This is a genomic window from Streptomyces solicavernae, assembly GCF_029968095.1.
In the GTDB taxonomy this organism is placed as follows: Bacteria; Actinomycetota; Actinomycetes; order Streptomycetales; family Streptomycetaceae; genus Streptomyces; species Streptomyces solicavernae.
The window spans coordinates 106,499-131,168 of record NZ_JASCIR010000008.1 but is presented as its reverse complement, the minus strand read 5'-3'; the positions used below and the strand labels follow the sequence as shown (position 1 = coordinate 131,168).

16 protein-coding genes and 1 pseudogene are annotated in these 24,670 nt (G+C 72.4%); 10 read left to right on the top strand and 7 right to left on the bottom strand.

Going from position 1 to position 24,670, the window contains the following annotated elements; genetic code table 11:
- The first annotated feature begins 104 nt into the window (after positions 1-104).
- The 3 genes from QIS99_RS12505 (at position 105) to QIS99_RS12495 (ending at position 6,958) form a co-directional block, all read left to right on the top strand.
- Positions 105-905: a sugar phosphate isomerase/epimerase family protein gene (locus QIS99_RS12505; RefSeq protein ID WP_282513293.1), complete on the top strand. Its 801-nt coding sequence runs from the start codon at positions 105-107 to the stop codon at positions 903-905.
- 271 nt (positions 906-1,176) lie between these two features.
- Positions 1,177-3,069 (top strand): glycoside hydrolase family 3 protein, encoded by a 1,893-nt coding sequence (locus QIS99_RS12500; protein WP_282513292.1) that lies wholly within the window; start codon positions 1,177-1,179, stop codon positions 3,067-3,069.
- Positions 3,070-3,184: 115 nt separating this feature from the next.
- Positions 3,185-6,958 (top strand): ABC transporter ATP-binding protein, encoded by a 3,774-nt coding sequence (locus QIS99_RS12495; protein WP_282513291.1) that lies wholly within the window; start codon positions 3,185-3,187, stop codon positions 6,956-6,958.
- Here QIS99_RS12495 and QIS99_RS12490 read toward each other — a convergent pair.
- Entirely contained in the window at positions 6,942-7,511 is a 570-nt protein-coding gene (locus QIS99_RS12490) for a hypothetical protein (RefSeq protein ID WP_282513290.1), read from the bottom strand. The genes QIS99_RS12495 and QIS99_RS12490 overlap by 17 nt on opposite strands.
- A 346-nt stretch (positions 7,512-7,857) precedes the next feature.
- On the opposite strand from QIS99_RS12490, the gene QIS99_RS12485 reads away from it, so the two are divergent.
- Both QIS99_RS12485 and QIS99_RS12480 read left to right on the top strand, forming a co-directional pair.
- Positions 7,858-8,208, top strand: a complete 351-nt coding sequence (locus tag QIS99_RS12485) for a hypothetical protein (RefSeq protein WP_282513289.1) — start codon at positions 7,858-7,860, stop codon at positions 8,206-8,208.
- Between the two features lie 113 nt (positions 8,209-8,321).
- Positions 8,322-9,767 carry a S28 family serine protease gene (locus tag QIS99_RS12480; protein WP_282513288.1) on the top strand — a complete coding sequence of 482 codons (1,446 nt, stop codon included), beginning with the start codon at positions 8,322-8,324 and terminating at the stop codon, positions 9,765-9,767.
- A gap of 126 nt (positions 9,768-9,893) precedes the next feature.
- Here QIS99_RS12480 and QIS99_RS12475 read toward each other — a convergent pair whose 3' ends face one another.
- The 3 genes from QIS99_RS12475 to QIS99_RS12465 form a co-directional block, all read right to left on the bottom strand.
- Positions 9,894-11,564 (bottom strand): thiamine pyrophosphate-binding protein, encoded by a 1,671-nt coding sequence (locus tag QIS99_RS12475; RefSeq protein ID WP_282513287.1) that lies wholly within the window; start codon positions 11,562-11,564, stop codon positions 9,894-9,896.
- Positions 11,561-12,547, bottom strand: a complete 987-nt coding sequence (speB, locus tag QIS99_RS12470) for an agmatinase (RefSeq protein WP_282513286.1) — start codon at positions 12,545-12,547, stop codon at positions 11,561-11,563. The genes QIS99_RS12475 and speB overlap by 4 nt, the downstream gene beginning before the upstream one ends.
- A gap of 76 nt (positions 12,548-12,623) precedes the next feature.
- Entirely contained in the window at positions 12,624-14,108 is a 1,485-nt protein-coding gene (locus QIS99_RS12465) for a sodium:solute symporter (RefSeq protein WP_282513285.1), read from the bottom strand.
- A gap of 190 nt (positions 14,109-14,298) precedes the next feature.
- On the opposite strand from QIS99_RS12465, the gene QIS99_RS12460 reads away from it, so the two are divergent.
- Together QIS99_RS12460 and QIS99_RS12455 are read left to right on the top strand one after the other, a co-directional pair.
- Positions 14,299-15,801 (top strand): PucR family transcriptional regulator, encoded by a 1,503-nt coding sequence (locus QIS99_RS12460; RefSeq protein ID WP_282513284.1) that lies wholly within the window; start codon positions 14,299-14,301, stop codon positions 15,799-15,801.
- Between the two features lie 115 nt (positions 15,802-15,916).
- The gene (locus QIS99_RS12455; protein ID WP_282513283.1) at positions 15,917-16,705 is read left to right on the top strand and encodes a phosphatase; all 789 of its coding nucleotides are present in this window, start codon (positions 15,917-15,919) and stop codon (positions 16,703-16,705) included.
- 120 nt (positions 16,706-16,825) lie between these two features.
- Here the strand turns inward: QIS99_RS12455 and QIS99_RS12450 are convergent, their stop codons facing one another.
- From QIS99_RS12450 to QIS99_RS12440, 3 genes are all read right to left on the bottom strand, one after another.
- A complete protein-coding gene (locus tag QIS99_RS12450; RefSeq protein ID WP_282513282.1) occupies positions 16,826-17,698 on the bottom strand; it encodes an acyl-CoA thioesterase in 873 nt (290 codons plus the stop codon).
- Positions 17,695-18,852: an acyl-CoA dehydrogenase family protein gene (locus tag QIS99_RS12445; protein ID WP_282513281.1), complete on the bottom strand. Its 1,158-nt coding sequence runs from the start codon at positions 18,850-18,852 to the stop codon at positions 17,695-17,697. The genes QIS99_RS12450 and QIS99_RS12445 overlap by 4 nt, the downstream gene beginning before the upstream one ends.
- A 193-nt stretch (positions 18,853-19,045) precedes the next feature.
- Entirely contained in the window at positions 19,046-19,657 is a 612-nt protein-coding gene (locus QIS99_RS12440) for an SACE_7040 family transcriptional regulator (RefSeq protein WP_282513280.1), read from the bottom strand.
- A gap of 127 nt (positions 19,658-19,784) precedes the next feature.
- Here QIS99_RS12440 and QIS99_RS12435 point away from each other — a divergent pair, with 127 nt between their 5' ends.
- From QIS99_RS12435 to QIS99_RS12425, 3 genes and pseudogenes are all read left to right on the top strand, one after another.
- Positions 19,785-21,416 carry a carboxyl transferase domain-containing protein gene (locus QIS99_RS12435; RefSeq protein WP_282513279.1) on the top strand — a complete coding sequence of 544 codons (1,632 nt, stop codon included), beginning with the start codon at positions 19,785-19,787 and terminating at the stop codon, positions 21,414-21,416.
- Positions 21,417-21,490: 74 nt separating this feature from the next.
- Positions 21,491-23,479 carry an acetyl-CoA carboxylase biotin carboxylase subunit gene (locus QIS99_RS12430; RefSeq protein WP_282513386.1) on the top strand — a complete coding sequence of 663 codons (1,989 nt, stop codon included), beginning with the start codon at positions 21,491-21,493 and terminating at the stop codon, positions 23,477-23,479.
- Between the two features lie 191 nt (positions 23,480-23,670).
- Positions 23,671-24,585 (top strand): annotated as a pseudogene (locus tag QIS99_RS12425) (hydroxymethylglutaryl-CoA lyase); the annotation flags it as partial.
- Positions 24,586-24,670: the final 85 nt, after the last annotated feature.

Here is a 24,670-nt window from a genome sequence, read left to right as displayed (position 1 = left end):
GCGGCCGAGGGCGGGCCAGGGGCTTGCGAGGCTTGCGCCCTGAGGCCGCCGGTTCCTAAGGTCCGCCCCAAGTCGCCGCCGCTCTCCCCCTCCAGGAGCCCGCCGTGAAGCTGGCCTTCTCCACCCTCGGCGTGCCCGGACTGCCGCTTTCCGACGTGGTGCGGCTCGCCACCGCGCACGGCTACCACGGCGTCGAGCTGCGCGCGCACGCCGAGGAGCCGGTGCACCCCGGGCTCGGTGCGGCCGGACGGGCGGAAGCCGCCGCCGAGTTCAGGGCGGCCGGTGTGCAGGTCCTGGGAATCGCCGGGTACGCGCGCGTGGCGGCGCCCGGACCGGACGCGCCGGTGCTCGCGGAGATGAGAGACCTGTGCGCGCTCGCCCGCGACCTGGGCGCCCCGTTCGTACGGGTCTTCCCCGGCGGCACCGGCGAACAGGGCGCGGACGAGGCGGACGCGACGGCCGCGCGGCGACTGGGGCTCGCCGCCGAGCACGCGGCCGACGTCGGCGTGCGGATCCTCCTGGAGACGCACGACTCGCACCGCACGGGCGCCGCCGCCGCGCGCGTGCTGGGCGCCGTCGGACACCGCCACGCGGGCGCCCTGTGGGACGTCATGCACACCTGGCTCGGCGGCGAGGAGCCCTCGATGTCGTACGCCGCGCTGGCGCCGTATCTGGGCTACGTCCAGGTCAAGGACATCGCCTCCGCCGCCGACACCACGCCGCTCGCGCTGGGTGCGGGCGTGCTGCCGCTCACGGAGTGCGTGGAGCTGCTCAGCCGCGAGGGCTGGGACGGGTGGCTGTGCTGGGAGTACGAGGCCCGCTGGCACCCGGAGGCGCCACCGCTTCCGGAGCAACTGGCGGCGGGGCGGGAGCATTTGGGGCGGCTGCTCAACGAGTCGGCCTGAGAGCGGCGCCACCTGTCGCGAAACCCGCCACCACGCGCGCGTGCGGAACCCTGCACCACCCACACGTACGGACGAAACCCGCCACCACGCGCGCGTGCAGCCCGACTTGCGCAACCCGCGCCTCGGGCGGCCCGCTCGGCTCCCGCCTTCTTGACCGTAAGAAACTTTCCGACTATCCGTATCCTCCCGGCAGTTTTCTTCACCAGTCCGGGGCCGCACGGTCCACGGACACAGGGCCGTGCCGCCCCGGGCTCCGAGTCTCGGGAGCGACATGTCCGATCGCCTCCGCACCTCCAGACGTACGCTGCTCGCCGCCACCGCCGGTTCCGCCGCCGCCCTCGCGGTGGGCAACGGCTCCGCGCGTGCGGCGGACGACAGCACCGTGAACCGCACCGCCCTGCGCGCCCTGATCGACCGCATGAGCCTGGAGGAGAAGGTCGGCCAGCTCTTCGTGATGCGGGTCTACGGCCACTCCGCGACCGAGCCCGACCAGGCCGACGTCGACAAGAACCTGGAAGAGGCGGGCGTCCGCAACGCCGCCGAACTGGTCGCCAAGTACCGCGTCGGCGGCATCATCTACTTCGGCTGGGCGCACAACACCCGCGAGCCGCACCAGATCGCCGACCTGTCCAACGGCATCCAGCGCGCGGCGCTCGAACAGCCCACCCGCATACCGGTGCTGATCTCCACCGACCAGGAGCACGGCATCGTCGCACGGGTCGGGAAACCGGCCACTTTGATGCCCGGCGCGATGGCGCTCGGCGCGACCGGCGCACCCGCCGACGCCCGCAGGGCCGCGCTGATCGCGGGCCGGGAGCTGGCCGCGATGGGCATCCGGCAGAACTACGCGCCGGTCGCGGACGTGAACGTGAACCCCGCCAACCCGGTGATCGGCGTACGCTCCTTCGGCTCCGACCCCGAGGCCGTCGCGCGGCTCGTCGAGGCGCAGGTCGAGGGGTACGGGAGCGGCGGGGTCGCCGCGACCTGCAAGCACTTCCCCGGGCACGGCGACACCAAGGACGACAGCCACTACTCGCTGCCGACGATCCACCACACGCGCGAGGAGTGGCAGAAGCTGGACGCGCCGCCGTTCGAGGCGGCGATCGCGGCCGGGATCGACTCGGTCATGACGGCGCACATCGTGGTCCCCGCGCTCGACCCGGCCGAGGACCCGGCGACGCTCTCCGCGCCCATCCTCACCGGCATCCTGCGCGAGCAGCTCGGCTACGACGGCGTGGTCGTCACGGACTCCCTGGGCATGCAGGGCGTCCGCACCAAGTACGGGGACGACCGGGTCCCGGTGCTCGCCCTGAAGGCGGGCGTGGACCAGCTGCTCAACCCGCCGCAGCCGGAGGTCGCGTGGAACGCGGTGCTCCGGGCGGTCAGGGACGGCGAGCTGACCGAGGAGCGGCTCGACGCGTCGATCCTGCGCATCCTCGAACTCAAGGCCCGCCGCGGCCTGTTCCGGAAGCCGTACGTCACGCACGCGCGCGTGGAGCGGGAAGTCGGCACCCGCGCGCACCTGGCCGCGGCCGAGCGGATCGCCGACCGCACGACCACGCTCCTGGTCAACGAGGGCGGGCTGCTGCCCCTGTCGGCCCGCGCACACCGGAACGTCCTCGTGGTCGGCGCCGACCCCGCGTCCCCCTCCGGTACGACGGGTCCGCCCACCACGGTCCTGGCACGCGCCCTCACCGAGCTCGGGTTCACGGCCGGCGCGCTGTCCACCGGTACGGCCCCGTCCGCCGCGAAGATCGACGAGGCGGTGGCCGCGGCGGCGGGCAAGGACGCCGTGGTCGTGGGGACGTACAACGTGACGGCGACGAGTCCGCAGCGGACGCTCGTGCAGCGGCTGCTGGCGACGGGCGTCCGGGTGGTCGCGGTCGCGATCCGCAACCCGTACGACGTGGCGCAGCTGCCGCAGGTGCGGGCGTGCCTCGCGGCGTACTCCTGGACCGACACGGAGCTGCGGGCGGCGGCCCGGGTGATCGCCGGCCGGGCGGAGCCGGAGGGCCGGCTTCCGGTGCCGGTGCAGCGGGCGGAGGACGCGGGGAGCGTGCTGTATCCGGTCGGCTACGGATTGTCGTACGAGGACGAGGACGAGGGCGAGGACGGGGGCGAGGACGGGGACCAGGAGCAGGACCAGGACCGGGACCGGGACTAGGACCACAGCCCCATTGGCCTGCGTCCTTCGGCCCCCGTTTGTTGCGGTGGGATGAAATGCCCTCGCGCGGGTGTTGGTCATTCCGTCAGTGCAGCGCGCGGTGGGAGGCCGATACGTGACCGGGGCAGATCAGCAGCAGGGGTGGGCTCGGCGGCTCGCGGGCTACGCCTGGCGGCACCCGAGGGACGTGGTGCTCGCCCTCGGCGCCTCCCTCGCGGGCATGGCCGTGATGGCGCTGGTCCCGCTGATCACCAAGGTGGTGATCGACGACGTCATCGACACTCCCAAGCGCTCCCTCGCCGTGTGGACGGGGCTCCTCATAGGCGCGGCGGTCGTCGTGTACGTGCTCACGTACATCCGTCGCTATTACGGCGGCCGTCTCGCCCTGGACGTGCAGCACGACCTGCGCACGGACATGTACGACACGATCGCGAAGCTGGACGGCCGGCGGCAGGACGAGCTGTCCACCGGGCAGGTCGTCGGCCGCGCCACCAGCGACCTGCAGCTGATCCAGGGCCTGCTCTTCATGCTGCCGATGACCATCGGCAACATCCTGCTGTTCCTGATCTCCCTGGTGATCATGGCCTGGCTGTCGCTGCCGCTGACGCTGGTCGCCCTCGCGGTCGCGCCCGCCCTGTGGTTCATCGCCAAGCGCAGCAAGAGCCGCCTGCACCCGGCCACCTGGTATGCGCAGGCGCAGGCCGCCGCCGTCGCGGGCGTGGTCGACGGCGCGGTGTCGGGCGTACGCGTGGTGAAGGGTTTTGGACAGGAGGAGCAGGAGACCGGGAAGCTGCGCGAGGTCGGCCGGAAGCTGTTCGCTGGCCGGCTGCGCACGATCCGCCTGAACTCGCGGTACACCCCGGCGCTGCAGGCCGTGCCCGCACTCGGCCAGGTCGCGATGCTGGCCCTTGGCGGCTGGCTGGCGGTGCGCGGGCAGATCACCCTGGGCACGTTCGTGGCGTTCTCGACGTATCTGGCGCAGCTGGTCGGCCCGGTGCGGATGCTCGCCATGGTGCTCACCGTGGGCCAGCAGGCGCGCGCGGGCGTGGAGCGGGTCCTGGAGCTGGTCGACACCGAGCCCGCCCTGCGGGACGGCACGAAGGAACTCCCGGCGGACGCTCCCGCGACGGTCGAGTTCGACGACGCGTCGTTCGCGTACGACGACGAGCGTCCCGTTCTCGAAGGGTTCTCGCTGTCCATCCGGCCCGGCGAGACCGTCGCCCTCGTCGGCGCCTCCGGCAGCGGCAAGTCGACCGTCTCGCTGCTCCTGCCGCGCTTCTACGACGTGACGCACGGCGCGGTCCTGGTCGGCGGGCACGATGTCCGCGAGCTGACCCTGGAGTCGCTGCGCGCCGCGATCGGTCTGGTCCCCGAGGACTCGTTCCTGTTCTCGGACACCGTCCGCACCAACATCGCGTACGGCCTGCCCGGGGCCACGCAGGAGCAGATCGAAACCGCCGCACGCGCGGCGCAGGCCGACGGGTTCATCGCCGAGCTGCCCGAGGGGTACGACACGAAGGTCGGCGAGCACGGCCTGACCCTCTCCGGCGGCCAGCGCCAGCGCCTCGCCCTGGCCCGCGCGATCCTCACCGACCCGCGCCTGCTCGTCCTGGACGACGCGACATCGGCCGTCGACGCGCGCGTGGAGCACGAGATCCACGAGGCCCTGCGCAGCGTCATGGCGGGCCGTACGACGCTGCTCATCGCGCACCGCCGCTCCACCCTCAACCTCGCCGACCGCATCGCCGTGCTCGACGAGGGCCGCCTCGCCGACATCGGCACGCACGAGGAGCTGGAGGAGCGCTCCGCCCTCTACCGGCGCCTGCTCACCGACCCGGACGAGCTGGGCGGGGTCTCCCCCGGCCACGTCGCACCGCTGCCGGTGGCGGGCGAGGCCGACGAGGACATGTCCGTACGGGCCGAGCTGGACGCCGAGTTCGACGCCGAGCGCGGGATCACGCCGAGGCTGTGGACCGGGGACCGGGAGCGGCGGGACGCCGAAAGCACAGCCCTGGCGGGCACTCCGGCGACGCCCGAGCTGCTTGCGCAGGTGGACGCGCTGCCGCCGGCCACGGAGACGCCGCGCGTGGACGAGGCGCGGGCGGTCGCTGCGGAGGAGTCGTACGGGTTGCGGCGGCTGTTGCGGGGGTTCGGGCGGCCGCTGCTGTTCGCGCTGCTGCTCGTCGCGGTGGACGCCGGGATGGGGCTGCTGCTGCCGGTGCTGATCCGGCACGGCATCGACGAGGGCGTGGAGCAGGTCGCGCTGGGCGCGGTGTGGACGGCGGCGGGACTCGCACTGCTGACCACGCTCGTGCAGTGGACGGCGCAGACCGGCGAGATCCGGATGACGGGCCGCACCGGCGAGGGGGTCCTTTACGCGCTGCGCCTGAAGATCTTCGCGCAGCTGCAGCGGCTGGGACTGGACTACTACGAGCGGGAGCTGACCGGGCGCATCATGACCCGGATGACGACCGACGTGGACGCGCTCTCCACGTTCCTGCAGACCGGCCTGGTCACCGCGTTCGTCTCTGTAGTGACGTTTTTCGGCATCATGGCCGCTCTCCTGGTGATCGATGTGCAGCTGGCGCTCGTGGTCTTCGCGACGCTGCCGGTCCTGATCGTCGGCACGTACTTCTTCCGCAAGTCCAGCGTGAAGGCGTACGAACTCGCGCGTGAGCGCATCTCGGTGGTCAACGCCGACCTCCAGGAGTCCGTCGCCGGGCTGCGGATCGTGCAGGCCTTCCGCCGCGAGCGGTCCGGCGCCGCGCGGTTCCGGGAACGCAGCGACAGCTACCGCCAGGCCCGGATCCGCGGCCAGTGGCTGATCTCCGTGTACTTCCCGTTCGTACAGCTGCTGTCGTCGGTGGCGGCGGCCGCGGTGCTGATCGTGGGCGCGCACCGGGTCGACGCGGGCACCCTCACCACGGGCGCGCTGGTGGCGTATCTGCTCTACATCGACCTGTTCTTCGCGCCGGTGCAGCAGCTGTCGCAGGTCTTCGACGGATACCAGCAGGCGACCGTCTCGCTGGGCCGCATCCAGGAACTGCTTCGCGAGCCCACGTCCACGAAGAACGCCGCCGAGCCGCTCGACGTGCCGTCCCTGCGCGGCGAGATCGCCTTCGAGGACGTGCAGTTCGGGTACGGGTCGGCCGACCCGGCCACGTCCGGCGAGACCGCGCTGTCCGACGTCAGCCTGCGCATCCCCGCCGGCCAGACCGTCGCGTTCGTCGGCGAGACCGGCGCGGGCAAGTCGACCCTGGTCAAGCTCGTCGCCCGGTTCTACGACCCGACGGCGGGCCGGGTCACCGTCGACGGCACGGACCTGCGCGCGCTGGGCCTCGCCTCATACCGGCACCGCCTGGGCGTGGTGCCGCAGGAGGCGTACCTCTTCGAGGGCACGGTGCGGGACGCGATCGCGTACGGACGCCCTGACGCGAGCGACGCCGAGGTGGAGGCGGCCGCGCGGTCCGTCGGGGCGCACGAGATGATCGCCCGGCTCGACGGCGGCTATCTGCACGCCGTGAACGAGCGCGGCCGCAATCTCTCCGCCGGCCAGCGGCAGTTGATCGCCCTGGCCCGCGCCGAACTGGTCGATCCGGACATCCTGCTCCTCGACGAGGCCACGGCCGCGCTCGACCTGGCCACCGAGGCGCAGGTCAACGCGGCCGCGGACCGGCTCGCCGGGCGCCGCACCACGCTGGTCGTGGCGCACCGCCTGACGACCGCCGCCCGCGCCGACCGGGTCGTCGTGATGGACCACGGCCGGGTCGCGGAGGACGGCACGCACGACGAACTCCTCGCCCTGGACGGCAAGTACGCCCGCCTGTGGCGCACGTTCATCGGGAAGCCGGTGGAGGGCGAGCCGGTGAAGGTCAGTACTTCGACTTGATGTCGGAGATCTTCCGGGTGGCCAGGTCCGACTGCACCGCGATGTAGGTGTACGTGCGGTCCTGGCCGCTGCCCCAGGTGAGCCGGACCGTGGACCAGGTGTGTCCCATGCCGCTGTCGCCGGGGGTGACCTTCCAGGCGCTCGGCACGTTCTGCGCCATCAGGACGCCGTCGGCCTCGTTCTGCTGCTCCCACTTGGCGAGCCGGGAGCGCAGCTCGGACGTCAGGTAGAACTTGCGGAGTTCGGTGGCCGCGGAGTCGTCGGCGAGGTCGTTGGCGGAGTAGGCGACGTCGACGTACGCGGCGTAGAAGTGCGCGACGCGCTCGGCGACGTTCTTGGGACCACCCGAATGGGAGGGCGCCGCGGCGGCCGAGGGTTCCTTCGCCTGTACGGGTGCCGAGCGCTCCTTCGCCTGTTGTGCGGGTGCGGGTGCGGGTTCGGGTTCCGTCTGTACTGCGGCCGCCGCGGGGACCGCGGCAAGCGCGGTGAGGGTCGCGACGACGAGGAGTAACCGGCCGGTGCGGCCGGACGTACGCGGAGGCGTCTTCGCCATGGGGACCGCCTTTCTCTCTGACTGTTCGACGTCGGGTGCCCCCGGGAGGTTGCACCGCGCGCCGGTAAAGCTCCGTCAGATGCTGCGACCGCCCCTCTAGGGGGAGCGTCCGTACTTCAGTACGCTGCAGCACGCGGCAGGAGCAGCAGCAACGGGAGGGGCGACTGTGCGCAGTGGGATACGGGACTGGGGTGCCGGACGCTTCGCACGCGCGTGTGGACGTTTCGCCCGCGCACGTGGACGCTTCGCACGCGCGCGTGGAAGTGCCGCACGCCCGCGTGGAAGTGCCGCACGCGGGCGTGGCGGCGGATCCACCGGGCGTGCCCGGCGGACACTGCTCGGCTGTGTGACGCTCGCCGCCGCCCTGCTGTTCGCCCTCGTCTCCCCATCCGCCGCCCAGGCCGTCGCGGCGGGTCCCTGCCAGGGCCACAAGATCAAGACGTTCAGGTTCTCCACCGGCCGCGTCACCGTCTTCAAGGGCGCCGGTTTCGTCTGCGCCCTCACGTACGCCGAGAAGCCGGGCCGCGCCCGCAAGATGTCCGTCACCCTGCAGGCCCGCGGGCACCGCGCCATCACCCGCTCCGGCACGTTCCGCAGGTACGCGGGCCCGCTGTCGGTGCGCGCCGCCCACCGCTGCGTGAAGGTCACGGGCTCGGTCGGCGACGGTTCGCTGAAGCCGCGCTGGATCCAGTGCTGAACGACAACTGAGCTGACGGCCACTGAACTGCCACTGGGCTCCCAATCCCCTCTGGTGCCACAGGAGTTGCTCCGATAGGTTCCGGCGGACATCCGTGACACAGGGGAGGGTGCATGCGCAACGCACTCAGATGGCTGCTGTCGCTCGTGGTGCTCATAGGCACCGTGAGCGCGGCGGGCGCGGCCACCGCCGCACAGCCGCAGACTCAGCCGCAGGCGGACCGATCCGCCACCACCGAGACCGACATCAAGGACCGGCTGCTCGCGATCGACGGCATGCGGCTGATCGAGGAGAAGCCGTACCCGGGCTACCGCTTCTTCGTCCTCGGCTACACGCAGCCGATCGACCACCGCAGGCCCGCCAAGGGCACGTTCGAGCAGCGGCTGACCGTCCTGCACAAGGACACCGCACGGCCGACGGTGTTCTACACCTCCGGCTACCACGTCTCCACGACCCCGCGCCGCAGCGAGCCGACGCGGATCGTGGACGGCAACCAGATCTCGCTGGAGTACCGCTACTTCAGCCCGTCGCGCCCCGACCCCGCCGACTGGTCGAAGCTCGACATCCGGCAGGCCGCCGCCGACCAGCACCGCCTGTTCAAGGCCCTCAAGCCGATCTACACCAAGAAGTGGCTGGCCACGGGCGGTTCGAAGGGCGGCATGACCGCCACGTACTACGAGCGCTTCCACCCCGGCGACATGGACGGCGTGGTCGCGTACGTCGCGCCCAACGACGTGGTGAACAAGGAGGATTCGGCGTACGACCGGTTCTTCGAGACCGTCGGGCCGAAGAAGTGCCGCGAGGCGCTGCAGGCCGTCGAGCGGGAGGCGCTGGTGCGCCGCGAGCCGCTGCAGAAGCTGTACGCGGACTTCCTGGCCGCGGGCGACTACACCACGAAGACCGTGGGCACCCTCGACAAGGCCTTCGAGGCGACGGTCCTCGACACGGCCTGGGGCTTCTGGCAGTACAGCCTGGAGAAGGACTGCGCCGACGTGCCGGACGCCGCCGCGGTCAGCGACAAGGAACTCTTCGACTACATCGACACGATCGCCGGCTGGTCCGCCTACACCGACCAGAGCCTGGCCAATTACACGCCGTACTACTACCAGGCGGGTACCGAGCTGGGCGCGCCCACCATCCGGCAGCCGCACCTGGAGGGCCTGACCCGGTACGGCTACCAGCCGCCGCGCACCTTCGTGCCGCGGGACATCCCGATGTCGTTCGACCCGTCGGCGATGCGCGACGTGGACCGCTGGGTGCGGCACAACGCCGAGCGCATGCTCTTCGTGTACGGCCAGAACGACCCATGGGGCGCCGAGCCGTTCCGCCCGGGCAAGGGCACTGAGGACGCGTACGCGGTGACCGTGCCGGGCGGCAACCACGGCGCCGATGTGGCCGGTCTCGTCGCCGACGAGCGGGCGAAGGCGACCGCCGACATCCTTCAGTGGGCCGGAGTCGCCCCAGCGGCGGTCAAGGCCGACCCGGCGAAGGCGAAGCCGCTGGCCCCGCGGGACGCGAAGCTGGACAAGCGGGACGTACGGGAGGGGCTGCGGCCCTAGCGTCGCGCTCGCAGCGCAGGGCATCGCACCGTCGATCGCCCTGCGGGCTCGTCCTCAGTCGCCCTGCGGGCTCGTACTCAGTCGCCGGACGGCTCCATGTGAGCCCGTCCGGCGACTGAGGGCACCTCACAGATGCGTAGGCGCGAACATCCGCAGCAGCGCCGGCAGCACGACCACCGAAGGCCCCGGCGCCGCAAGGGACTTGGCGAGGTCCTCGGCCAGGGTCTCCACCGAGGTCCGCACCGCGGGCACCCCGAAGGACTCGGCGAGCGCCACGAAGTCGGGGCGTGACAGCTCCGTCGCCGTGGCTTCGCCGAAGGCGTCCGTCATGTACTCGCGGAGGATGCCGTACCCGCCGTCGTCCACGATCAGCCAGGTGACGTTCAGGTCGTACTGCCTGGCCGTGGCCAGTTCCGCGATGGAGTACATCGCGCCGCCGTCGCCGGAGACCGCGAGCACCGGGCGGGTCGGGTCGGCGGTGGCCGCGCCGAGCGCCGCCGGGAAGCCGTAGCCGAGGCCGCCCGCGCCCTGGGCGGAGTGCATCGCTCCGGGCCAGGCGGACCAGGCCCAGTAGGCGAGGATCGTCATGTCCCAGAACGACGGGGACGTGGCGGGCAGGGCCTCGCGCACGGCGGCCAGGACCTGCCGTTCGAGCGCCAACTCCTGGCCGTCCAGGCGCTCCCGGACCTTGGCGAGCAGCTCGGCGACCCGGCCGGCCGCGTCCGCGTCGGGCCGCTCCTCGACCGTGTCGAGCAGGGCGGAGAGGGCGAGGCGGGCGTCCGCGTGGATGCCGAGGGCGGGGTGGTTGGACTCCAGCTTCCCGGCGTCCGCCTCGATCTGCACGACCCGGCCGCGCGGGGCGAACGTGTGGTAGTTCGAGGAGAGTTCGCCGAGGCCGGAGCCGACGACGAGCAGGACGTCGGCGTCCTCCAGGAGGTCGGTGGTGTGCCGGTCCTCCATCCAGGACTGCAGCGACAGCGGGTGCTCCCAGGGGAAGGCGCCCTTGCCGCCGAAGGTGGTGACCACCGGGGCGTTGAGCTTCTCGGCGAGCGCGAGCAGCTTGCCCGCGGCGTCGGAACGCACCACTCCGCCGCCTGCGATGATCGCCGGACGCTCGGCCTTGGTGAGCAGATCGGCGGCGACCGCGGTCAGTTCGGGCCGGGGCACCAGCTCGCGCGGGGTGGCGTCCATCGCGGTGACGACCGGCAGGCTCGTCTCGGCGAGGAGGACGTCCTGCGGGATCTCCACCCACACCGGTCCGTGCGGCGCGGTCAGCGCTGACTCCCACGCCGCCGCGATCGCCGAGGGGATCTGCGACTGCGTACGGACGGTGTGGACGGATTTGACCACGTCCCGGAACGAGGCCTGCTGGTCGCGGAGTTCGTGCAGATAGCCGTGTCTGCCGCCGCCGAGGCCTGCCGCCGGGACCTGGCTGCCGATCGCGAGCACGGGCGCGCTCGCGGCGGCCGCCTCCTGCAGTGCGGCGAGCGACATCAGCGCGCCGGGTCCGGTGGAGAGCAGCAGCGGTGCGGCCTCGCCGGTGACACGTCCGTATGCGTCGGCGGCGAAGCCCGCGTTGTTCTCCACCCGCAGGCCGACATAGCCGAGGTCGGAGCGGCGCAGCGCGTCGAACATGCCGAGGGCGTGCTGCCCGGGCAGGCCGAACACGGTGGCGGCGCCGAGGCCGCGCAGGGTCTCGACGACCAGGTCTCCCCCGGTCCGCCCGGCGGGCGGGTTGAGGGCGGCCTCTCTCTGCGCTGCGGTGGGCAGCAGTTCCAGGTCGTGGTCGTGGGTCACGCGGTGGTTCCCTCCCGGCTCGCGGCGATCTGGCGGGACATGATCGTGGTCAGTTCGTACGCCGTGTGGGAGGCGGCGACGGCGGTGATCTCCGCGTGGTCGTACGCCGGGGCGACCTCCACGACGTCCGCCGAGACCAGGTTGCAGGAGGACAGGCCGCGCAGGATCTCCAGGAGTTCGCGGGAGGTCATGCCGCCCGCCTCCGGGGTGCCGGTGCCCGGGGCGTGGGCCGGGTCGAGGCAGTCGATGTCGATGGAGATGTACAGCGGGCGGTCGCCGATGCGCTGGCGGAGCTGGTCGGCGACCTCGTCGGCGCCCCGGCGGTAGACGTCCGCCGAGGTGACGATGCCGAAGCCCATCTTCTCGTCGTCGGTCAGGTCCTGCTTGCCGTAGAGCGGGCCGCGGGTGCCGACGTGGGACAGCGCCTCGGTGTCGAGGATGCCCTCCTCGACAGCGCGGCGGAACGGGGTGCCGTGGGTGTACTCCGCGCCGAAGTACGTGTCCCAGGTGTCCAGGTGGGCGTCGAAGTGGAGCAGCGCGACCGGGCCGTGCTTCTTCGCAACCGAGCGCAGCAGCGGCAGCGCGATGGTGTGGTCGCCGCCGAGGGTCATCATGCGGGCGCCGGTGCCGAGGAGGTCGTCCGCGGCGGCCTCGATGGTCTCCACCGCCTCGTTGATGTTGAACGGGTTGGCGGCGATGTCACCCGCGTCCGCGACCTGCGCGAGGGCGAACGGCGAGGCGTCCTGCGCCGGGTTGTACGGGCGGAGCAGGCGGGACGCCTCACGGATGGCGTTGCCGCCGAAGCGGGCGCCCGGCCGGTACGAGACGCCCGTGTCGAAGGGGACGCCGACCACCGCGACGTCCGTCTTCCCGCCGACCTCGTCGAGCCGCGGCAGGCGGGCGTACGTCGCCGGGCCTGCGTAGCGCGGGACGCGGGAGGAGTCGACGGGGCCGCGGGGGGTCGGGGTCTCGGCGCTGCTCATGGTCGTTCTTCCTCCTGCTTGTTCGAGTCGGTTCCAAGTGTTGCGCGGCCCACTGACAATGGGCCGCGCTCGGGGTTCAGCTGCTGGTCACAGCGGTTGCGGGGGCCGCGGGGTGCTCGTCGGGCTCCTCGGCGCGGCCCGCGAGGCGCTCGCGCCAGGCGGCGAGGACGGCCGCGTCGGTCGGCGGGGTGGCCAGGGAGACGGCGATGTACACGCCGAGCGAGATCAGCAGGCCGTAGTAGATCGGCTGGGTGGCGAGGATGCCGTGGTACGCCATGAGGCCGATGACGGAGAGGCCGCCGGCGGCGACGGAGGCGAGCGCTCCGGCCGCGGTGCCGCGGCGCCACACCAGGCCGCCGAGGATCGGCACGAGCAGTCCTCCGACGAGCAGGTTGTAGGCGACGGTCAGGGCCTGCACCACGTCGTTGAGCGCGATGGCGATGACCACGACCGCGGCGCCCATGATCACGATGAACAGGCGGTTGCCCTTGACCTCGTCGTGCGGCCCCTCGTCGTGCCCGGCGGGCTTGACGATTCCGCGCAGCCGCGACCAGATGTCGTTGTTGGCGACGGTGGCGCAGGCGATCAGCGCGCCGGACGAGGTGGACATGACGGCGGCGAGCGCGGCGGCGAGCACCAGGCCCCGCACACCCATGGGCAGTTCGTCCTTGACGATGGTGGCGAACGCGGCGTCGGCGCTCTCCAGGTTCGGGTACATGACCTTGGCCGCGGTGCCGATGACGGCGCCGGCGATCGCGTAGACCAGGCAGTACGTGCCGGCCGCGGCGCCGCCGCGGCTGGCGACCTTGTCGCTGCGGGCGGTGAAGACGCGCTGCCAGATGTCCTGCCCGATGAGCATGCCGAACGTATAGATCAGCACATACGTGAAGATCGTCTCGCCGCCGATGCCCAGCGGGTCGAAGTACTCGGTCGGCAGCTTCGCCTTCATCTCGCTGAAGCCGCCCGCCTTGATCACGGCGATGGGCAGCAGCAGGAGCAGCACACCGATCGTCTTGACGACGAACTGCACCATATCGGTGAGCGTGATCGCCCACATGCCGCCGAGCGTGGAGTAGGCGACGACGATGGTGCCGCCGAGGATGATCGCCACGGTGCGGTGGACGTCGAAGAGGACGTCGAAGATCGTCGCGTACGCGATGGTCGAGGTGACCGCGAGCATCAGCGTGTACGCCCACATGACGACGCCGGAGATGACGCCGGCGCGGCCCCCGTAGCGCAGGTCGAGCATCTCGGAGACGGTGTAGACCTTCAGACGCGCGATGCGCGCCGAGAAGAAGACCGACAGGGCCAGGATGCCCAGGCCGATGGTGAACACCATCCAGGCGCCGGACAGGCCGTACTGGTAGCCGAGGCCGACGCCGCCGATGGTGGAGGCGCCGCCGAGGACGATCGCGGCCATCGTCCCGGAGTAGAACCACGGTCCGAGGCGGCGCCCGGCGACCAGGAACTCGCTCTTGGACTTGGCGCGGCGCATGCCCCACCAGCCCATGGCGAGCATGCCGACGAGATAGATGACGATCACTGTGTAGTCGACGGCCATGCGGCCCTCCTTTGCGCACCTCGGTGGCGTGTCGTGCAGATACGGGGGATGTGAGGGGTGACCGGCCGAGGGGACATCCGCCCGTACCCGCGGCCGGCGGTCGGCACGACCTTAAGTGGCCGGAAAGCGACGCTGAAGTGTACGTTTCCTCCACTTCTCTCATCGTGAATGGAGGGATCGTCCACTCCTCATGTCCACACCCGCGTCTCTGCCCTCCTCCACACCGTCGGCCCCGCCCGTGGTGCCGGTGGCGCTGTCCGCGCTGCTCGCCCTCGACTCGCTCGGGCTGCGCCAGATCGCCGGCCCCGACGCGCGCGAGGCGGGCACCGTCGTCCACTGGGCGCACACCTCCGAACTCTCCGACCCCTCCCCGTACTTGCTGGGCGGCGAGCTGCTCCTGACGGCCGGCGTGCACATCGGAGAGGCGGGCGACGGCAACCTGGACGCCTATGTGGCGCAGGTCGTGCGGGCGGGCGGGGCGGCGCTCGGCTTCGGGGTCACGCCGGTGCACGACACGGTGCCGCGCGCCCTCGTGGCGGCCTGCGACCGGCACGGTTTGCCGCTCCTCGAAGTGCCGCCGCAGACCACGTTCAGCGGCGTCGCACGCGCGGTGTGGCGGCTGATGGCCGAGGCACGGCACGCGGAGCTGCGCCGGGTCGCCGAGGCGCAGCAGGGCCTGGCGACCGCTGCGGCGCGCCCCGACCCGGTCCCCGCGGTCCTGCACCAGCTGGCCGCCCGCCTCGGCGGGGCGGCGCTCCTGTACGGCCCCGACGGGACGCAGCTGCAGTCCGCCGGGCGCACCGGTGAGGCGGCCCGTACGGCGCTGCGCGAGCTGACCGCGGTCGTACGCCGGGCCACCCCGGGGGCGCCCACCGCGGCGGCGGACACGGCCGGTCCCGTGCACCTGACGGCGTACGCCCTGGGCGGCGGCCGCGGCTTCGCGCTCGGCGTCGCGACCGAGCACCGCGCGGCGGGCGATCACACCATCACGGGGGCCGCGGTGGTGCTGCTCTCGCTGCTCACCGGTGAGCATCAGAGCGCGTCGGAGGGGGCCCGGTCGGCGGCGCTCGTCCGGCTGCTGCTCGGCTCCGCTCCGGAGCGGGCGGGGGCGCTGCTCGGGAGCGAGGCGTGGCGCGTGGTGCACGCGCGCGTGCTGCCGTCCCGAGCGGAGCGGACCCCGCCGTCCCCGTCCGCGCTCGCCGTGTCCCTGGGCACGCCCCTGGTCGACCCGGCCGACGACGAGCCCGGCACGGATGTCGTACGGCTGCTCGTGCCCGCCGACCACGCGCTCGATCCGCCGCCCGGCTGGACCCTCGGGGCGTCCGCCCCGGCCGCCGTCGGCGACCTGGCCGCGGCCGACGCACGCGCGGCGCGGGCGCTGCGGCGGGCGGAGGTCACGCGCACCGGTCTGGTGCGGGACCGGGAGTCCGGGCTCGCCGCACTCGTCGAGCCCGAGGAGGCCGAGGCGCACGCGCGCGTGCTGCTCGATCCGCTCGCAGGAAATCCGGCCCTGGTGGAGACCCTGCGCACCTGGCTCTCGCTGCACGGCAGTTGGGACCGTTCGGCGGTGGCCCTCGGCGTGCACCGCAACACGGTCCGGCAGCGGATCGCCCGCTGCTCCACGCTGCTTGAAACGGATCTGGACGATCCGGATGTGCGCATGGAGTTGTGGTTCGCCCTGCGGAACCTCTGATTCCGCCCCTTGGGTCCCTTGGGTGCGGATTTCCGCGTACGGATTCGCGCACGGAGGGTCCCAGGGTTCGGAACGCCTGGCCCGGCCGCTCCGGGCCGACGGCACAATGGGGGGCATGCCGATACCCAGCCGTGCCGCACTCGTCGACCACCTTGTCCGCACCCGTATCGCCGGTGACGTCGCCACACCCCGCGACAACAACCTCTCCCACTACCGCAAGCTCGCGAACGGCGACCGCCACTACTGGCTGGGCCTGGAGCTGGGCGACCGCTGGACGGACGAGCAGGACGTGCTCGCGGTGATGGCCGAGCGGTGCGGCGTGGTCGACGACCCGGGGCACCGCACGGGCCAGGACACGATCGACCCGGAGCTGACGGTCGACGCCCTGGAGCGGATGGGGGCCCGGCTGCGCAAGGCGGCCGCGGGCAAGGAGCGGGTGCTGTTCGCGACCGGCCACCCCGGCGGCCTGCTCGACGTGCACCGCGCGACGGCGGCGGCGCTGCGTGCGGCCGGCTGCGAGATCGTGGTGATCCCCGCCGGGCTCACCGCCGACGAGGGCTATGTCTTCCAGTTCGCCGACGTGGCGGTCCTGGAGCGCGGCGCCACCCTGTGGCACACCCACTCCCCCGAGCCGATGAAGGCCATCCTGGACGGCCTGGAGCGCGAGGGCCGCCCCCAACCCGGCCTGGTCGTCGCCGACCACGGCTGGGCCGGGTACGCGGGCCAGCGCGGCCTGGACTCCGTCGGGTACGCGGACTGCAACGACCCGGCCCTGTTCATCGGCGAGGCCGAGGGCACCGTCCAGGTCACGGTCCCGCTCGACGACCACGTCACCGACCCGCGCTTCTACGACCCGATGACGGCGTACCTGCTGGACTCGGCGGGGCTGACACCGGAGTCGTGAAAACCGGACCTCTAGAGGCCGGTTTTTCGAAAAGGGCCTCCACGCGCGCGTGGAGGCCCTTTTCGCCGGGCCGTCCAGGGGCCCTTTCGCCGGGCCTGCAAAGGCCCCTTTCGCCTACGCCTACGCGCCCTTCGCGCGTGGCACCCGCACCACGCCCTCCTGGATGACGGAGATCGCGAGCCGTCCGTCCTGGGTGTAGATCCCCGCCTGGCCGAGCCCGCGCCCGCCGGAGGCCGACGGCGACTCCTGGTCGTAGAGCAGCCACTCGTCGGCGCGGAACGGCCGGTGGAACCACATCGCGTGGTCCAGCGAGGCGCCCACCACGTCACCGACCGCCCAGCCGCCGCGCCCGTGGGCGAGCAGCACCGAGTCGAGCAGCGTCATGTCGGAGACGTACGTGGCGAGGCAGACGTGCAGCAGGGGATCGTCCGCGAGCTTGCCGTTGGTGCGGAACCACACCTGGGAGCGCGGCGGGCGCGGGGTGCCGACACTGCCCCACGGCGGGGTGTCCACATAGCGCAGGTCGACGGCCGCGCGGGCCTCGGCCAGGCGTTCGGCCACGTCGGGCGGGAGGTCACGGGGCAGCATCTCGGCGGCGGTGGGCAGCGACTCCGGGTCCGGCGCCGCGGGCATGGCCAGCTGGTGCTCCAGGCCCTCCTCGTACTCCTGGAACGACGCGGAGAGGTGGAAGATCGGCAGCCCGTGCTGAACCGCCACCACGCGTCGCGTGGTGAAGGATCTGCCGTCGCGGATCCGGTCGACCGTGTAGACGATCGGGGCGCCCGGGTCACCGGGGCGCAGGAAGTAGGCGTGCAGGGAGTGCGCCGCACGCCCCTCGGGGACCGTGCGTCCGGCGGCGATCAGGGCCTGGGCCGCGACCTGGCCGCCGAACACGCGCGGCACGATCGCGGAGCGCGACAGCCCCCGGAAGATGTCCCGCTCGATCCGCTCCAGGTCGAGCAGATCGAGCAGGGCGTCGAGCGGAGAGGTCACAGACCCATGTCCTTCGCAATGATCATCTTCATGACCTCGTTGGTGCCGCCGTAGATGCGGTTGACGCGGTTGTCGGCGTAGAGGCGGGCGATCGGGTACTCGTTCATGAAGCCGTAGCCGCCGTGCAGCTGGAGGCAGCGGTCGATGACGCGGTGCGCGACCTCGGTGCAGAACAGCTTGGCGGAGGCGGCCTCGGCCGGGGTGAGCTCGCCCTCGTCCAGCGCCTCCAGGGCACGGTCGGCGACGGCCTCGGCGGCGTCCACCTCGGCCTGGCAGGCGGCCAGTTCGAACTTGGTGTTCTGGAAGGACGCGACGGACTTGCCGAAGACAGTGCGGTCCTGGACGTAGCTCTTGGCGAACTGGACGGCCGCCTTGGCCTGCGCGTACGCGCCGAACGCGATCCCCCAGCGCTCGGACGGCAGGTTCTGGCCGAGGTAGTAGAAGCCCTTGTTCTCCTCGCCGAGCAGGTCCTCGACGGGCACCTTGACGTCGACGAACGCCAGCTCGGCGGTGTCGGAGGTCTTCAGGCCGAGCTTGTCCAGCTTGCGGCCCACCGAGTAGCCCTCGGCCTTGGTGTCGACGGCGAACAGCGAGATGCCGAAGCGGCGGTCCTCGGCGGTCGGCGCGGCGGTGCGGGCGCAGACGATGACGCGGTCGGCGTGGACGCCGCCGGTGATGAAGGTCTTGGCGCCGTTGAGGACGTAGTGCGTGCCGTCCTCGGAGAGCTTGGCGGTGCTCTTCATGCCCGCGAGGTCGGAGCCGGTGCCCGGCTCGGTCATCGCGAGGGCCCACATCTCCTCACCGGTGACGAACTTCGGGAGGTAACGCTTCTTCTGCTCGTCGTCGGCGAGCATCTGGATGTACGGCAGGCCCAGCAGAACGTGCACGCCGGAGCCGCCGAAGGAGACGCCCGCGCGGGCGGTCTCCTCGTACATGACGGCCTCGAACTTGTGCGAGTCGATGCCCGCGCCGCCGTACTCCTCGGGCACACGGATGCCGAAGACGCCCAGCTCGCCGAGCTTGTAGTAGAAGTCGCGGGGCGCCTGGCCGGCCTCGAACCACTCGTCGTAGACGGGGACGACCTCGGTCTCGATGAAGGCGCGCAGGGTCTCCCGGAACGCCTCGTGGTCCTCATTGAAAACGGTACGGCGCACGGTCGGCCTCCTGGTCGTCTGGCTCGGGTCGCTGCGGGCGGCGCTTCGGCGCACACCTCGCGGCGTGCTGTCTAAGCGCTTGCTCATATTTAAGTTACCCGGCAGTTGCCAAGGCTGTCCAGAGCTGTCCGGAGCCGCCCCGAGCGGACGGCCCGACGAACGACGCCCACCGCGCCCCGCACAGGGGCCCGGATCAGGCGGCGCCGTTCGACGCGGCCGCCGCGAAGGCGCCACGGGCCAGGCGGTGCAGCAGCCGCGCCATCGCGTTACGGCCGGGCAGCGGGCCGGGGCGGCTGAGGTGGGGCGTGGAGTTGAGCAGGCCGAACACCGCGTGCACGGTCGCCCGCGCCTCCGGCTCGACCATCGCGGGATAGACGTCCCGCACGACTTCCACCCACAACTCCACGTACTGCCGCTGGAGTTGGCGGACCAGCTTGCGGTCGCTGTCGCGCAGCCGGTCCAGCTCGCGGTCGTGCAGGGTGATCAGCGGGCGGTCGTCGAGGGCGAAGTCGATATGGCCCTCGATCAGGGAGTCGAGCAGCGCCTCGGCCGCGTCCCCACCGCTGCGCGCCTCGGCCGCGCGCCGCTTGCCGCCCGTCAGGAGCCGGCCGCTGATGCCGACGAGGAGTTCGGCGAGCATCGCGTCCTTGCCCGCGAAGTGGCGGTAGAGCCCGGGGCCGCTGATGCCCACGGCGGCCCCTATCTCGTCGACGCCGACGCCATGGAAGCCACGCTCGGCGAAGAGCCGGGCGGCCTCCTTGAGGATCTGCTCGCGGCGCGTCAGGGCCGCGCTGGTGGTGCTCATGAATTCATTCTAGACAGGGCGGTTAGCGGTCGTTAACCTGGAGGAGCGAGTTAACGGTCATTAACGTCGCTGCGCGGTCCCGTGCGGCGCACGGGCAGTCAGTCGTACGAGCAAGGGGGCTCAGGCGATGCAGCAGGCACCGGTCCTTCACAGCGGGGCGGATCCGGCCTCGGAGGCCTGGCGGGCCAACGAGTCGGCACATCGCGCCCTCGTCGAGGAGTTGCGCGGAAGGCTCGCGCGGGCCGAGGCGGGCGGCGGTGAGAAGGCCCGCGCCCGGCATGTGGCGCGCGGCAAGCTGCTGCCCCGGGACCGGGTGGACGCACTGCTCGACCCCGGCTCCCCCTTCCTCGAACTGGCCCCGCTCGCGGCCGAGGAGATGTACGGCGGGGACGCACCGGCCGCCGGGGTGATCGCCGGGATCGGCCGGGTCTCGGGCCGCGAGTGCGTGATCGTGGCCAACGACGCCACGGTCAAGGGCGGCACCTACTACCCGATGACGGTCAAGAAACACCTGCGCGCGCAGGCGGTGGCCCTGGAGAACCGCCTCCCCTGCATCTACCTGGTGGACTCGGGCGGCGCCTTCCTGCCCATGCAGGACGAGGTCTTCCCCGACCGCGAGCACTTCGGGCGGATCTTCTACAACCAGGCGCAGATGTCAGGCCGGGGCATCCCGCAGATCGCCGCCGTGCTCGGCTCGTGCACGGCAGGCGGGGCCTACGTCCCGGCGATGAGCGACGAAGCGGTGATCGTGCGGGGCCAGGGCACGATCTTCCTGGGAGGCCCGCCGCTGGTGAAGGCGGCCACGGGCGAGGTGGTGACCGCCGAGGAGCTGGGCGGCGGCGAGGTCCACTCGCGCACCTCGGGCGTGACGGACCACCTCGCGGAGGACGACGCGCACGCGCTGCGCATCGTGCGGAACATCGCGGCGACGCTCCCCGCTCGCGGGGCCCTCCCCTGGACCGTGACCCCGGCCGAGGAGCCGAAGGTCGACCCGTTCGGGCTCTACGGCGCGGTGCCGGTGGACTCGCGCACGCCGTACGACGTCCGGGAGGTCATCGCGCGCGTGGTGGACGGCTCCCGCTTCCAGGAGTTCAAGGCGGAGTACGGCACGACGCTCGTCACCGGGTTCGCCCGGATCCACGGCCACCCGGTCGGCATCGTCGCCAACAACGGCATCCTGTTCTCCGAATCCGCCCAGAAGGGCGCGCACTTCATCGAGCTGTGCGACCAGCGCGGCATCCCGCTGTTGTTCCTGCAGAACATCTCGGGCTTCATGGTCGGCAGGGACTACGAGGCGGGCGGCATCGCCAAGCACGGCGCCAAGATGGTCACGGCGGTGGCCACCACGCGCGTGCCGAAGCTGACGGTCGTCGTCGGCGGTTCGTACGGCGCGGGCAACTACTCGATGTGCGGCCGCGCCTATTCGCCGCGCTTCCTGTGGATGTGGCCGAGCGCCAAGATCTCCGTGATGGGCGGCGAGCAGGCCGCCTCGGTGCTCGCGACCGTCAAGCGCGACCAGCTGGAGGCGCGCGGCGAGTCCTGGCCGGCCGAGGACGAGGAGGCCTTCAAGGACCCGATCCGCGCGCAGTACGAGAACCAGGGCAACGCCTACTACGCGACGGCCCGGCTCTGGGACGACGGCGTGATCGACCCGTTGGAGACCCGCCAGGTGCTCGGGCTCGCCCTGACCGCCTGCGCCAACGCCCCCCTGCCCGAGAAGGACGACGCGGCGCCCGGCTTCGGCGTCTTCCGGATGTGAGGACCATGACTTCCACGACTTCCACGACCTCCACGTCCAGCGCCCCGCGTTCCGGGGCTGCGCCCGCCGCGCCGATGTTCGACACGGTCCTCGTCGCCAACCGCGGTGAGATCGCGGTCCGCGTCATCCGCACGCTGCGCGAGCTCGGGGTGCGCTCGGTGGCCGTGTTCAGCGACGCGGACGCCGACGCCCGGCATGTGCGCGAGGCGGACACGGCGGTGCGCATCGGGCCGCCGCCCGCGACCGAGAGCTATCTGTCGGTGGAGCGGCTCCTGGAAGCGGCCACCCGGACCGGCGCCCAGGCGGTGCACCCCGGGTACGGATTCCTCGCGGAGAACGCCGCCTTCGCGCGGGCCTGCGCGGAGGCCGGGCTGACGTTCATCGGGCCGCCAGCCGACGCCATCTCCCTGATGGGCGACAAGATCCGCGCCAAGCAGACCGTGCGCGCCGCCGGCGTCCCCGTGGTGCCCGGCTCCTCGGGCTCCGGCCTGAGCGACGACGAACTGGCCGAGGCGGCCAGGGAGATCGGCATGCCGGTGCTCCTCAAGCCCTCGGCGGGCGGCGGCGGCAAGGGCATGCGGCTGACGCGTCTGGAGTCGGCGCTCCTGGAGGAGATCGCCGCCGCCCGGCGCGAGGCACGGGCCTCCTTCGGTGACGACACCCTGCTCGTGGAGCGCTGGGTCGACCGGCCGCGGCACATCGAGATCCAGGTCCTCGCCGACACCCACGGAAACGTGGTCCACCTCGGCGAGCGTGAGTGCTCCCTGCAGCGCCGCCACCAGAAGATCATCGAGGAGGCCCCCTCGGTCCTGCTCGACGAGGCCACGCGCGCGGCGATGGGCGAGGCCGCGGTCCAGGCGGCCCGCTCCTGCGGCTACGTCGGCGCGGGCACGGTGGAGTTCATCGTGCCGGGCGACGACCCCTCGGCGTACTACTTCATGGAGATGAACACCCGCCTCCAGGTGGAGCACCCGGTCACCGAGCTGATCACCGGGATCGACCTGGTGGAGTGGCAGCTGCGCGTCGCCGCCGGTGAGCAGCTTCCCTACAGCCAGGACGACATCACGCTCGACGGGCACGCGGTGGAGGCCCGGATCTGCGCCGAGGACCCGGCCCGCGGGTTCCTCCCCTCCGGCGGCACGGTCCTCGCACTGCGCGAGCCGCAGGGCGACGGGGTGCGCACGGACTCCGGGCTCACCGAAGGCACGGAGATCGGCAGCCTCTACGACCCGATGCTCTCCAAGGTGATCGCGTACGGCCCGGACCGGGCCACCGCTCTGCGCCGGCTGCGGGCTGCCCTCGCCCGCACGGTCACCCTCGGCGTGCCGACCAACGCGGGCTTCCTGCGCCGCCTGCTCGCCCACCCGGCCGTGGTGGCCGGGGAGCTGGACACCGGACTGGTCGAGCGGGTGGCGGACGAGCTGGTGGACGCCTCGGTGCCGGACGAGGTGTACGAGGCTGCGGCCGCGGTGCGCCGGGCGGAGCTGACGCCGGAGGTCGGCGGCTGGGTCGACCCGTTCTCGGTGCCGTCGGGCTGGCGGCTCGGGGGCAGGCCCACTCCGCTCGACTTCGACCTCCGGGTACCAGGACTCGAACCCGTCGCGCGCGCGGTGCGCGACGAGAGCGCCCGCGTCACGGAGGACCGCGTGACGGTCACCCTGGACGGCGTCACGCACACCTTCCACCGCGCGGACGACTGGCTGGGCCGGGACGGCGACGCCTGGCACGTGCAGTCGTACGACAGAGTCGCGGCCTCGCTCACCGGCGCCGCGCATGCCGGGGTGGACGCGATGACGGCCCCGATGCCCGGCACGGTCACGGTGGTGAAGGTGGCCGTCGGCGATCAGGTGGCCGCGGGGCAGAGCCTGTTGGTGGTCGAGGCGATGAAGATGGAACACGTCATCTCCGCGCCGCACGCGGGCACCGTCACCGAACTCGACGTCACGCCCGGGACGACGGTCGCCATGGACCAGGTGCTCGCGGTGGTCGCACCCGACGAGGACGCCGCCGGGGCCGCGGCGGACGCCGAGGCTGCCCCGAAGCACGAGGAGGCGGCGCGATGACCACCGAACCCGACACTGGCCCCGGCACGCGCACCGGCACCCGCTCAGGCACCGGCCCCGGCACGCGCACAGGCACCGGCCCCGGCACCCGTACCGAGACCGGCCCCGCCACCCGCACCGGCACACGCACCGACCCCGCCACCCGCACCCACACCGACACCGCCACCGCCACCGCCACCGCCGCCCTCCCCATGACCGTGCCCGCCCCCGGGCTCCCGGCTCGCGTGCGGATCCACGAGGTGGGCGCGCGGGACGGGCTGCAGAACGAGAAGGCGACAGTGCCGACCGACGTCAAGGCGGAGTTTGTGCACCGCCTCGCCGCCGCCGGGCTCGGCACGGTCGAGGCGACGAGCTTCGTGCACCCCAAGTGGGTCCCCCAACTCGCCGACGCCGAGGAGCTGTTCCCCCTGCTCGGCGACATCGAGGGCGTGCACCTGCCGGTGCTCGTGCCGAACGAACGCGGGCTCGACCGGGCCCTGGACCTCGGGGCGCGCCGGATCGCGGTCTTCGGTTCCGCCACGGAGTCGTTCGCGCGGCGCAACCTCAACCGTTCGGTGGCGGAGTCCCTGGCCATGTTCGCGCCGGTCGTGGCGCGGGCGAAGGCTGCCGGGGTGCATGTGCGCGGCTATCTGTCGATGTGCTTCGGCGACCCCTGGGAGGGCCCCGTCCCCGTCGAGCAAGTGGTCGGCGTGGCCAAGGAGTTGATGGAGCTCGGCTGTGACGAGCTGAGCCTCGGGGACACCATCGGCGTGGCCACACCGGGCCATGTGCGCGCCCTGCTGACCGGGCTCGCCGAGAAGGGCGTGGGCACCGAGACCGTCGGCGTGCACTTCCACGACACCTACGGCCAGGCGCTCTCCAACACGCTGGCCGCCCTGCAGCACGGCGTGACCACCGTGGACGCCTCCGCGGGCGGGCTCGGCGGCTGCCCGTACGCGAAGAGCGCCACCGGGAACCTCGCCACCGAGGACCTGGTGTGGATGCTGCACGGCCTCGGCATCGAGACCGGGGTCGATCTCACCGCACTCACCGCCACCAGCACCTGGCTCGCCGGACAGCTGGGCCGACCCAGCCCGTCCCGCACCGTCCGAGCCCTCGCGGGCGCCGCGGCGGACCAGCCGGAAACACCCCTGCGCACCGCCGCACAGCAGCGGCAGCGGCAGCCGCAGACGAAGCCCCAGCCACAGCCGA

Excerpts from the sequence above, each read along its gene's own strand:
- QIS99_RS12490 (WP_282513290.1), bottom strand. The coding sequence starts at position 7,511 with ATGGCGAAGACGCCTCCGCGTACGTCCGGCCGCACCGGCCGGTTACTC.
- QIS99_RS12455 (WP_282513283.1), top strand. The coding sequence starts at position 15,917 with ATGCCGATACCCAGCCGTGCCGCACTCGTCGACCACCTTGTCCGCACC.
- QIS99_RS12480 (WP_282513288.1), top strand. The coding sequence starts at position 8,322 with ATGCGCAACGCACTCAGATGGCTGCTGTCGCTCGTGGTGCTCATAGGC.
- QIS99_RS12460 (WP_282513284.1), top strand. The coding sequence starts at position 14,299 with ATGTCCACACCCGCGTCTCTGCCCTCCTCCACACCGTCGGCCCCGCCC.
- QIS99_RS12440 (WP_282513280.1), bottom strand. The coding sequence starts at position 19,657 with ATGAGCACCACCAGCGCGGCCCTGACGCGCCGCGAGCAGATCCTCAAG.
- QIS99_RS12500 (WP_282513292.1), top strand. The coding sequence starts at position 1,177 with ATGTCCGATCGCCTCCGCACCTCCAGACGTACGCTGCTCGCCGCCACC.
- QIS99_RS12435 (WP_282513279.1), top strand. The coding sequence starts at position 19,785 with ATGCAGCAGGCACCGGTCCTTCACAGCGGGGCGGATCCGGCCTCGGAG.
- QIS99_RS12430 (WP_282513386.1), top strand. The coding sequence starts at position 21,491 with ATGTTCGACACGGTCCTCGTCGCCAACCGCGGTGAGATCGCGGTCCGC.
- speB (WP_282513286.1), bottom strand. The coding sequence starts at position 12,547 with ATGAGCAGCGCCGAGACCCCGACCCCCCGCGGCCCCGTCGACTCCTCC.
- QIS99_RS12465 (WP_282513285.1), bottom strand. The coding sequence starts at position 14,108 with ATGGCCGTCGACTACACAGTGATCGTCATCTATCTCGTCGGCATGCTC.